This is a genomic window from Shewanella sp. 10N.286.51.B8, from assembly GCF_041469325.1.
In the GTDB taxonomy this organism is placed as follows: domain Bacteria; phylum Pseudomonadota; class Gammaproteobacteria; order Enterobacterales; family Shewanellaceae; genus Shewanella.
Genome location: NZ_JBFRKG010000041.1, coordinates 150,417 through 160,469, shown reverse-complemented (window position 1 = coordinate 160,469; position 10,053 = coordinate 150,417). Strand labels below are relative to the sequence as shown.

At 40.6% G+C, this 10,053-nt stretch carries 11 protein-coding genes; 2 read left to right on the top strand and 9 right to left on the bottom strand.

What is annotated here, in order from left to right:
- Positions 1 to 45 precede the first annotated feature (45 nt).
- From AB4160_RS16070 to AB4160_RS16060, 3 genes are all read right to left on the bottom strand, one after another.
- Positions 46 to 219 (bottom strand): hypothetical protein, encoded by a 174-nt coding sequence (locus AB4160_RS16070; protein WP_372005513.1) that lies wholly within the window; start codon positions 217 to 219, stop codon positions 46 to 48.
- A gap of 77 nt (positions 220 to 296) precedes the next feature.
- Entirely contained in the window at positions 297 to 794 is a 498-nt protein-coding gene (locus tag AB4160_RS16065) for a hypothetical protein (protein WP_372005510.1), read from the bottom strand.
- An 18-nt stretch (positions 795 to 812) separates the two neighbouring features.
- Positions 813 to 2,111 carry a tyrosine-type recombinase/integrase gene (locus AB4160_RS16060; RefSeq protein ID WP_372005508.1) on the bottom strand — a complete coding sequence of 433 codons (1,299 nt, stop codon included), beginning with the start codon at positions 2,109 to 2,111 and terminating at the stop codon, positions 813 to 815.
- A 617-nt stretch (positions 2,112 to 2,728) separates the two neighbouring features.
- Between AB4160_RS16060 and AB4160_RS16055 the strand changes: the two genes are divergently transcribed.
- Positions 2,729 to 3,622 carry a polysaccharide lyase family 7 protein gene (locus AB4160_RS16055; protein ID WP_303458830.1) on the top strand — a complete coding sequence of 298 codons (894 nt, stop codon included), beginning with the start codon at positions 2,729 to 2,731 and terminating at the stop codon, positions 3,620 to 3,622.
- A gap of 132 nt (positions 3,623 to 3,754) precedes the next feature.
- On the opposite strand, the gene AB4160_RS16050 is transcribed toward AB4160_RS16055, so the two are convergent.
- Positions 3,755 to 4,480 carry a DUF599 domain-containing protein gene (locus tag AB4160_RS16050; protein ID WP_102438751.1) on the bottom strand — a complete coding sequence of 242 codons (726 nt, stop codon included), beginning with the start codon at positions 4,478 to 4,480 and terminating at the stop codon, positions 3,755 to 3,757.
- A gap of 156 nt (positions 4,481 to 4,636) precedes the next feature.
- Entirely contained in the window at positions 4,637 to 6,085 is a 1,449-nt protein-coding gene (locus AB4160_RS16045; RefSeq protein ID WP_371999732.1) for an NAD-dependent succinate-semialdehyde dehydrogenase, read from the bottom strand.
- Between the two features lie 298 nt (positions 6,086 to 6,383).
- On the opposite strand from AB4160_RS16045, the gene AB4160_RS16040 reads away from it, so the two are divergent.
- Entirely contained in the window at positions 6,384 to 6,728 is a 345-nt protein-coding gene (locus tag AB4160_RS16040) for a DUF3634 family protein (RefSeq protein WP_102438755.1), read from the top strand.
- Positions 6,729 to 6,819: 91 nt separating this feature from the next.
- On the opposite strand, the gene AB4160_RS16035 is transcribed toward AB4160_RS16040, so the two are convergent.
- The 4 genes from AB4160_RS16035 to AB4160_RS16020 form a co-directional block, all read right to left on the bottom strand.
- Positions 6,820 to 7,347, bottom strand: coding sequence for a DUF3833 domain-containing protein (locus AB4160_RS16035; RefSeq protein ID WP_372005516.1), 528 nt, complete (start codon positions 7,345 to 7,347; stop codon positions 6,820 to 6,822).
- A 65-nt stretch (positions 7,348 to 7,412) separates the two neighbouring features.
- Positions 7,413 to 7,973 carry a chalcone isomerase family protein gene (locus tag AB4160_RS16030; RefSeq protein ID WP_157936284.1) on the bottom strand — a complete coding sequence of 187 codons (561 nt, stop codon included), beginning with the start codon at positions 7,971 to 7,973 and terminating at the stop codon, positions 7,413 to 7,415.
- 216 nt (positions 7,974 to 8,189) lie between these two features.
- The gene (locus AB4160_RS16025) at positions 8,190 to 8,714 is read right to left on the bottom strand and encodes a DUF2878 domain-containing protein (protein ID WP_102475539.1); all 525 of its coding nucleotides are present in this window, start codon (positions 8,712 to 8,714) and stop codon (positions 8,190 to 8,192) included.
- A gap of 5 nt (positions 8,715 to 8,719) precedes the next feature.
- Positions 8,720 to 9,997, bottom strand: a complete 1,278-nt coding sequence (locus AB4160_RS16020; RefSeq protein WP_372005506.1) for a class I SAM-dependent methyltransferase — start codon at positions 9,995 to 9,997, stop codon at positions 8,720 to 8,722.
- Positions 9,998 to 10,053: the final 56 nt, after the last annotated feature.

The following is a 10,053-nucleotide window of genomic DNA, read 5'->3' as shown; positions in this document are numbered from 1 at the left end:
CAAAATAAGTTACAGTCTCGTCTTTCGGGACGCTTTGCTTTTTCATTACTTCCCGCCTCCATTCTCAAATCGTTCTAGTTGCTCGTCTGTCCAACCAAGTAACACACTACCAACTCGCTTAGGCGGCTCTAAGATGAAATCTTTAGCCCACCAGCGCCAGATAGTCTTACGATCTTTTTGATAACGTTCTTGAAGGTCTGAATATGTGTTGTAAGCCATGTCATTTCCTCATTTTTGGTCTCATGGCGTACTATCGTATTTATATACGGTGTGGTAGAAACAATTTAACTACCACACTATTTATTTTGGTTATTAATAATGGCTTCATTGGCATCAATAAATAATTGCCTTAAGCGTTCAATATTCTGGATCACTTTTTCAGTAGAAAACGCAGCCTTTAAATTTAAACAATTCATACTATCGATAATTTGCACAATTTTTTGAGGGTTTCGTTCGACAGGATAATTTGATGGATTACCTTTTTTAAATGGTTTGCCCGTTGCCTCACATATCAACTTCACCACAACAGTTCTTGACATGCCCAAATCTCTTGCAGTTTTTGCTGCATTGCTATCATTCTGTTCATACACATTTAACACTAAAGCGGCAATAAAATCGCTGTAATGCTTTGGTTTTCGACTTCTTTTCTCTAACTCAATTTGTTGTCGAAATGATATATTACTTTGCTGCCGATACTTATTGACTGGATCGTTTAACCCTCTAAGACATAAAAAGTAATCGAAGATTGCCAATTCTTCTAAAACCAATAACTCATCATCTGTCATATTTTTCATATCAAATTTAACCTTACTTTATCTAAATTTAGCTTTAATGACAGTCGATTCTTGTCCTATTAATTTTGATTCCCATTTCCTTAATGCCTCACGTTTTTCAGGCAAATAATCGTAACGGTCATAATGCTTACTGGACACATCATTTAGAGCATGGTTTTGCAATCTATCCCTGACATCTTTTGCTATACCTAATTCACCCATCAGCGTTTTACAGGTACGCCGAATATCTCGCCCTATAAAAGCTTTGCTATCGGTATAATAAGCCCTGTACCTTGCAATAGCCTTACTAAAACTATCGGTTCTAAGGTGGTTTTGAGGATCATTATTTCTGGGGAATATGAAGGGACTGCCTAGAGAAATAGCTTCTAGTTGCCTTAAAAAAGACAATGCACTTTCTGTTAATGGAATTAAATGTTCACGCTTATTTTTACTAATGTTACTGGTAATAAGTAACGTTTTATCTACCCAATTAACTGACTCCCATTTACTTGCGACCAGCTCATAAGGTCGTTGTCCACCAGTGTGGAAACAGAGCTGTAATAAAGTGCAAGTAACAAACCCGACTCTTGGAACTGTGTGGATAGTACTTAATAAATAATGTACTTCATTTAAACTCAGCCAATTTTCACCGACTTTTTCGGCATGACTTTGTTTAGGAACAAGCTGTGCAGGGTTTATTGATAAGCCAAATTTAACACCTGTATGCTCTTGTGCAGGGTTTAAATCATGCTTTAAACCATAATTAAACGCTGCAACAATATAACTTCTGACCCTATTTGATTGAGTTACTGCGCCACGTTTGATCATAGCCGATAAAATAGGAACAATATCTGTAGGTTTTATGTTTTTGGCTTTACTTGCTGGTGGAAGAAACGGATAAACCTCTTTCTCAAGTGATTTTAAGACTGCTTTATAGGTACGCTTACCATCAGTTTTCATTTGTTTTGTATAAGCCTCAAATAACTGCTGAATACTCCCCTTCATCACTTCAGCTTTTTCGGCTTGCTCTTTAGCTTCAAGTTCTTGCTGTATGATAAATTTAGGATCCTTCCCCTGTGACAGTAATTCTGCAAATTTTTCACATTCGCCTTGAGCTTTCGTCATTATGTAGTCATCAGTAACTAACCCTAGTCTTATAAACTGACGCTTACCTTCAAAAAAATACCTATAAAACCACCTTTTTGTTCCTGTTGCACTTACCTCAACACCTAATCGGCCTTTGCCTCTTTCGCTTGATGCTCGATATGCTTCATAACGTTTACCAGTTTTTTTTAGACTGACTGCTTGATTGTGGGTTCTAAATGAAATACCAGCCATTAACAAATTGCCTGTAGTTGTGCCTGTAGTAATACTATAAACAAATGAGAAAACTTGGTATACAACAAGACACAAAAAAAATCAAAAACCTGTTATATCAGGCATTTTTCTATAACTTAGGAATATATACGGGTGATTTAAGATAGGTGTGATTACGACTCATAATCGTCAGGTCCCCAGTTCGAGTCTGGGAGGGGCCACCAATTTATTGATAGGCCGCTTGGATTTATTCAAGCGGCTTTTTCATGTTTAAAATTTTAACTTTAGCGAAATACCAACAAATATCAACATCATCATTCCACGTAGATAGCGGCTGAAAACTCACAAATGATGTAAGTCACTAAATAGTTCTAGCAGCTTTATCATGACTTTAATTCCACTGCTAGCCTAAAGACATCAAACTAACATTCCATTGATTGCAAATAACACTCAAAGCGTTTTTATATTTGGCTGCCTTACTGAAATTTAACAAAAACACATACCCCAAATGATAACTTCACAAAAAATTGATCTAAAACACAGTTTATTTGTATTATTATATTAAATTAAACCTACTACTGTTACATCGCTGTTTGCCATGACATTTTGGCTCAAGGTTTTCGTTAAAAGGAATAAAAATGAAAAAAATAAAACTGTTACCCTTAGCGCTTATTGTTAGTAGTTTACTGGGTGGTTGTGCATCAAGCTCCGAAACGCCAACACCTTCAAATATCGAGATGAAACCAGCAACAGGTGAGCAAGTAGCGCCTGCTGATTATGCAAAATTTTCATCAATATTAAGTGCCTCAAAACTGCAAATATCAACACCAAACGCAAAACCCGGCAGTAAATATGAATTAGCTCAAGACAGCAATTTTAGCGGTATCGTTAATGAGCACTTTTATGTAGATAAAGGCTCTGAAGCCCTGGTCATGAATATGGAAGGTTATAAGTTACGTAACGAACTACGCGTCTTAGAAAACTTCAAATCTGATGAAAGCCAAACTTTTTATCGTCTATCTGCTGATTTAATGCCTATCAATCCACGAGAAGCCGTAGAAAACAGCCCTTCGAAAAATGATGCGATGACCTTCTTACAGGTACACAACAAAGGTACTTTTGACGATGGCAAGCATGGTGTGGGTTATATCCCTCACCCATTACTGCGTGTCGTTTACGAAGCCGACCGAAAAGGCATAAAAGATCATTACTGGGCTATCATCAAAAATAACAATGTGAATTGTGGTAAAGACAGTGGAAACCGCGATACGCCTGTTTGTAAAAATTCGTATGTGAGAATGAATTTAGGGAAGTTTACCCCTGATGTGCCAACGCATTTTGACATCATTGTTGGCGATCAAAAGCTGGTCATTAAAGTTGATGGTGTCACTAAAGTGAAGCATGACATTAGCTACTGGAAAGACATGCTAAGCTACTTCAAAGCTGGGGTTTATAACCAGTTCGAAAACGGTAAAAGCGAAGCTCATTTCTACAATTTAGAATACGCCAAAGACACAAAACAAGCGCAATAAGCTCTCTTTAATTGCTGAGTAATACACCGCATTACAAACCAATGTAAACCGTTCTTATAAACACACGGATTACATTGGTTTTTCCATCTTACCTTGCCATTGAAATAGCTCTAACGGCCCTTAAACAGGTACTTAGTTCTTACTTTCACGTTCCTGTTGAGCGATTTCCAAATAATTTTGCGCCGCAGTAATGGCTTTAACAGCCCGAGAGTTAAACTCTCGATGATAGAGAATATAAACCACCAGCAAGCTGGCTATTATCAGTAAGATGGGGTTCCAAAACCAACAAAGCGCTGCCATGGAAAAGTAATAACTTCGTAAGCCATAATTGTAAGAGTGAGCGGCCTGATCGCCCACCGTGGCCATTTGGCGCGAATACTTTGCCAAGTTTTTATTGCTTCGTGTGCGATCAATGGGCGCTGCGCCAATCATCACATTTAAAAAGCCATATTGACGCATTGACCAAGTAAATTGAAAAAAGGCTAATACAAAAATACTTGCCAGCATAGCCAACTTCACCTGCACTAAGGCATGATTAGGTTCAGCGGCAAAGGGAATAGAGCTGATCACTTCTTCAAGGCGCTCAACTTGAGCAAATAAGGTCAATACACCCGCCAACACCAGTAAGGTGGTTGAGGCAAAAAAAGCGATATTACGTTCTAAGTTTGCCAACAATGCTGCCTCACCCACACGGATCTCCTTGGTCATCACTTCCGCCATCCAATAGATACGATGCTGATGCAAACAGCGGGCGATACAGTTCGTTGTTTTGGCCTTTTTACGGGCAAAAAAAGTGTAACCCACCCAGCATGAGAAGAAACACGCTAAAGCGATAAAATCGATAAAAGAGAAAAGCATAAGACTCAAGCTATTATGGAATTAATGGTTAATTATGCAACACATTACTCTTGCCTTAAATAGCCTTCATGTTATTAACCGCTAAATAATCAAGTTTAATAACAGCTAGGCAGTTATCAGCTTGATTGAAGCGTATATTTACGACCAAGGCAGCCTTTAAACCGCTAAGCAAATATATTTCATTTCAAGATACTCATCGATACCATGATGGGAGCCTTCGCGGCCAAGCCCTGAAGACTTCACTCCGCCAAAGGGGGCGACTTCATTCGAAATTAACCCGGTATTAACCCCGACCATACCGTACTCAAGGGCTTCTGATACTTGATATACGGTAGAGATATCTTTGGCGTAAAAGTAAGCCGCTAAACCAAACTCGGTATCGTTGGCTTGTTTGATCACTTGTTCAACTGAATCAAATTCAAAAATCGCCGCTAACGGCCCAAAGGTTTCTTTTTTGGCCACTTTCATCGACTGCTTTAGATTAACCAATACTGTCGGCTTAAAAAAGTTAGCGCCTAAAGCATCGCCCTTACCACCCAATACAATTTGACCGCCTTGTTGTAGCGCATCATCAATATGAGCTTGCACCTTTGCTACTGCGGCTTGGTTTATTAGTGGTCCAATAGTGACGCCATCATCTAAGCCGTTACCCACTTTGAGCTGCGCTGCTGCTTGGGTAAACTTTGCCACAAATTGCTGATATAAGCCTTTTTGAACATAGATACGATTAGCGCAAACACAGGTTTGTCCGGCATTACGATATTTGGCTTGAATAGCCCCTTCAACTGCCGCGTCAATATCAGCATCATCAAAGACAATAAACGGTGCATTACCACCAAGCTCAAGGGATAGCTTTTTAATACTTGGCGCGCATTGCTGCATCAGCTTTACGCCTACAGCGGTTGAGCCAGTAAAGGACAACTTTCTCACTATGGGGTTAGCACAAAGCTCTGCACCGATGGCGATGGCATCGCCGCTGATCACGTTAAATACCCCAGCAGGAACACCGGCTCGACTTGCAAGCTCAGCTAAGGCTAAGGCGCTAAAGGGGGTTTGCGGCGCAGGTTTAAGCACCATAGTGCAACCCGCTGCTAATGCAGGTGCAGCTTTACGGGTTATCATCGCAAGCGGGAAATTCCACGGCGTAATAGCAGCGGTAACGCCTACGGCCTGCTTAATCACCATAATACGTTTATCAGCTTGATGGGCTGGAATGGTCTCACCATAAACCCGTTTGGCCTCTTCAGCGAACCATTGCACAAAGGAGGCGGCATAAGCGACTTCAGCTTTGGCTTCGGCTAATGGCTTACCTTGCTCTAAGGTCATAATCAGCGCTAAATCATCGCTATGGGCTAATATCAGCTCAAACCAAGTCATTAATATTATTTGGCGCTGTTTAGCTGTGAGTGCTTGCCATGCTGCTAAGGCACTATTGGCGCTTTCAATGGCTTGCTGGGTTTCAGTCTGGCCCATTCTTGGCACTGTACCTAGCTCTTTATTGGTGGCAGGATTAATAATCGTGTCGCAATGGGTCGATATGGCATCACGCCATTGCCCATTGATATAACATTGATGACGTAACAAACTGGGGTCTTGTAAATGCACAATCGTATCCTTTAGCAGCAAAATAGCAGACACTACTATCTTAGCTAAGTTTGCGAAGGTTAACGAGCTAACGATTTAGCAACTGGCTGACAACCAAGCTGTGCCCCCATTTCGCCCTTTATAATCGCCGCTTAAATGCCCTGTAAATGTGAGCTAGATTACAAAGCGTTAAAAATAATTGCATTCCTCAACTAGCAGAGTATTTTAATCAGTAAGACATTGAAAATTTTGATTTAACCTACTGAGTCATTTCAATTAATATTCAAGGCACTCAGGCTGTAAATACAAGGATATTGTTATGGTAGATACACTATTTAAAATATTATTTGTGCTGTTATTTCTGGTTATCGCTTACAAGCTCATTTTTTCAGGCAGCAGAGGATTGAAAGTCTTTGAAATGCATTTTAAAAACGGCAAACTCGATAAGCACTCGGGGAAAATCCCTGAAGCATTTCTGCGGGAATGTAAAAATATAGCCAAACACGAAAAGCTCACTTGTACTGTCAGAGCTGAAAAACTGAACGGGGTAAGATTACATGTCTCTGCCAATGTCGGTGACAAAATCACCCAACGGATCAGAAACGTTTTTCCATTTGAGTATTATGATAAGAAGCAACAGGACAATTCAAAGCTAAAGGGTTAAGGAAGCCAGAGGCTTTAGCGGTCAATATAAGTTGTATTAGTTGACCGCTACTGTAATGCCTTCAATCTGCCTTCAGCCATTGATATTTGAGTTACTCTTTGCTGATGACTAACGTAACCTGAGCAACCGTAACCCCAAATTTGATGATATCGCTTTTGTTTATAATGGTGCTTTCATCCACTAAAAACATCCAGTCATCAAAATGCACCTCATATTCTGAGTCATCAACCTCTAAAATCATGTCATAAGCCCAGCGCAGCGCACTGCCTCTGGCCTCACCGGTCGCAGTGCCTAAAATATCATTCGCCGAACCTTCATATTGGCCATTACCTAAATCGGTTATATGCCAAATTCGGGTTTGCTTTTCGCCATCATCATAAATAAACCACTCGTTAATAACCCCTTTATTACCTTGCCAACTGGCTTCCATAGTGACGGTAAATTTTCGGGTCACTGTGCCAGAGAAGTCTTGTACGATACCCGCCGCAGTTAACTTGCCGTCAAAAAAGCTACGTAAATTAAGTTCCGGAGTGGTTTTATCATAATCTTCAATAGATGCTGATGAACACGCTGTCAATAACACTAACGAAATGACCAGCAAAGATGACTTCTTAGCCATAGCGTAAGCGCATTGCAACTGCCGCCACGTCCTGTTTAATGCCGTTAACGCTAAACTTGCTTTAATCATTTCTTAACTCCAATTAACTGCTGACGTAATTTAGGTCTACTGGTATTTTCTGATAACCAAATGCCAAGAAATGCGTCTGCAAACCCCGGTTCTAAGATCATCGCCAAAGGCTGTTCGTTATAAAAAAACTGGCCTTTATTTTGCTCGTGCATCATAAAGCTTAGAGTGTCACCTTGCTTAACATCAGGCCATATACCTTCTAGATGAGCCTGCAGTTGAGGGATGCGACTTTGCTCGATACCAATGTGCTGCCACTGCTCTACGGTAGCTTCAATTAAATCTTCTGCATCAATATCTCTATGGTATTGGATTTCAAGTTTCAGTGGATATTGCTGATTTTTGTATTCACCATCTACTGACATTAGCTTGGCGCTGTAAACCGAAAACCACAATAAATCCAGATCGGCTTGGCCTACCAGTTTAAAATCTGTCGTGGCTAATGCTGTCGAAGCTGGTGTCGTTGGCACTGACGAAGATTGCACTGATGAAATTAGTTCTGCTGCGGGAGTTGGCTCAGTATTTAACTCTTGTGCGTTAGCCAATACGTTTGTACTCATAACAGCTAAGATACAGGCACTAAAAAAAAACCTAACTAAGCTCAAAACAACTAAGTGAAAAATTGCACGTGTATTTACACCAAGCGCATTAGGAACTGCTAACGAGCTTATCCGAGAATAACTATTCATCATATTGAGTTCCTCTATTGAGCCAATATAATCAGCCAACCACAGCCTGATAATTGCACCGCCGTTAGGTACACAAAGCTGGGTTAATTAAATAAGCTGGGCAATTTGTTTCACTTCGTGTTTGTGGCGAATGAACTTGGCAATGTGAAAAAATAACGGCATCAACAAGGCCCAAATAATGGCTAGAATTGCAGTGGTAAACAAATCGCCGTGAGGGAAATCGACCGCGCCAAAGTTGGCTCCAGCAAGGTAACTTAAACTACCAAATACGCCACCAACTAACACTTGAACAATAATGGGTAAGCCGCTAAAAATGCTTAAACTGTAATTAAGTGAAATCGCAAAATAACACCACAGCAGTAATAACCATATAGGCACAACCGTAAAATCAAAAAGCCCCGTTAAGGTAAGCGTTAAGTCAACTAGTACCCCGATAATGGTGCAACTGAGCATCACTTTGATATCTAAAACCCGTTGACGGCTGACGATAAAGTGCCAAATCAACAATAATCCTGGGATATATAGCAGCTGATTGCCAGCTAATACCCCTGCCCACCAGATAATCTGAAAGGCAATAACATTGATGATGATATTATGATTAACCCAGAGCATATACGTTATGCGCCACTGGCTAATGCAGTACGATATTGCGGCCTTACTGCCACTAAATGAACAGTGCTGGTAGTTCTTTCTAAAAATCCACCTTCACAATAACTCAGGTAAAACTTCCACATTCTGATAAAGTCTTCGCCATAGCCCATCTCTTTGATTCGGTCTTGGGCTTTATCAAATTTTTCATGCCAATGGTTTAAGGTTTGAGCATAATCTTTACCCATATCATTGATGGACCACACCACCATGTCAGTTTTATTGGCAATGTGCTTATTCATTTCACTGATAGACGGTAAACAACCACCAGGGAAAATATAGCGCTGGATAAAGTCGACACTTTTACGGTAACTGTCATAGCGCTGATCAGCTATGGTAATGGCTTGAATTAACATGCGCCCATTTGGCTTAAGTAAACTTTCTAACTTCTTAAAGAAGCCCGGTAAATATTCATGACCTACCGCTTCAATCATTTCAATGGACACCACGCGGTCATACTCACCGGTCAAAATACGGTAATCGTCTTTTAACAAAGTTATTTTGTCAGTTAAGCCTTCTTGCTCTACCCGCTCTAGTGCGTAATCATATTGGGCATCAGAGATAGTTGTCGTGGTCACGGTGACATCAAAGTGCTTGGCCGCATATATCGCCAACGCCCCCCAACCAGTACCGACCTCAAGAACGGTTTGCCCCGCTTGTAAATCAAGACGCTCACAAATGGTTTGCAGCTTATGCTGCTGGGCTTGTTCTAAACTGGCATCGTGGTGCGGGTATAGCGCGCTTGAATAGAGCATTTCTTTATCTAGAAACTGCTCATACATCGGGTTGCCTAAATCATAATGCGCCAGAATATTGCGCTTTGAACCCGTTGATGAATTGCGGTTAAACAAATGACCGATACGATTAATACCAACACTAAACCATGAAAAGTAACGCTCAATTTTATCCAGTAATGAGAGGTTTCGGGCAAAAAGCTGCACCACTTTAGTTAAATCAGGGCTCGACCAATGACCTTGAATGTAGGCTTCGCCAGCGCCAATTGAACCACCCCAAATGATCTGCTTGTAAAAACTGGGGTGAGACACCTGCATAGTGGCATGCAAGTCAGAATCGACATTACCAAAGCTTAAGCTTTGCTCTGAGCTGCCAATTGCAGAGTTATCAGAACTAACAATGGTAAGATGGCCATCTGACAAGTGGGCTAATGCCTTAAGCAAAACCTTCTTCGCAAAGCTGTCAGAAATAGTCTCTTGCACTAAGCTGGTGTTGGTTGCCGCATTTTCCATAACTCTCTCCGCTGACTACTTTTTATATGCAATTTTTTGTGCGCTATTAGTATTTT

Bases quoted from the DNA above. Each gene is read 5' to 3' on its own strand.
- AB4160_RS16070 (WP_372005513.1), bottom strand. From the start codon at position 219: ATGGCTTACAACACATATTCAGACCTTCAAGAACGTTATCAAAAAGAT.
- AB4160_RS16065 (WP_372005510.1), bottom strand. From the start codon at position 794: ATGAAAAATATGACAGATGATGAGTTATTGGTTTTAGAAGAATTGGCA.
- AB4160_RS16060 (WP_372005508.1), bottom strand. From the start codon at position 2,111: ATGGCTGGTATTTCATTTAGAACCCACAATCAAGCAGTCAGTCTAAAA.
- AB4160_RS16055 (WP_303458830.1), top strand. From the start codon at position 2,729: ATGAAAAAAATAAAACTGTTACCCTTAGCGCTTATTGTTAGTAGTTTA.
- AB4160_RS16050 (WP_102438751.1), bottom strand. From the start codon at position 4,480: ATGCTTTTCTCTTTTATCGATTTTATCGCTTTAGCGTGTTTCTTCTCA.
- AB4160_RS16040 (WP_102438755.1), top strand. From the start codon at position 6,384: ATGGTAGATACACTATTTAAAATATTATTTGTGCTGTTATTTCTGGTT.
- AB4160_RS16035 (WP_372005516.1), bottom strand. From the start codon at position 7,347: ATGGCTAAGAAGTCATCTTTGCTGGTCATTTCGTTAGTGTTATTGACA.
- AB4160_RS16030 (WP_157936284.1), bottom strand. From the start codon at position 7,973: ATGAGTACAAACGTATTGGCTAACGCACAAGAGTTAAATACTGAGCCA.
- AB4160_RS16025 (WP_102475539.1), bottom strand. From the start codon at position 8,714: ATGCTCTGGGTTAATCATAATATCATCATCAATGTTATTGCCTTTCAG.
- AB4160_RS16020 (WP_372005506.1), bottom strand. From the start codon at position 9,997: ATGGAAAATGCGGCAACCAACACCAGCTTAGTGCAAGAGACTATTTCT.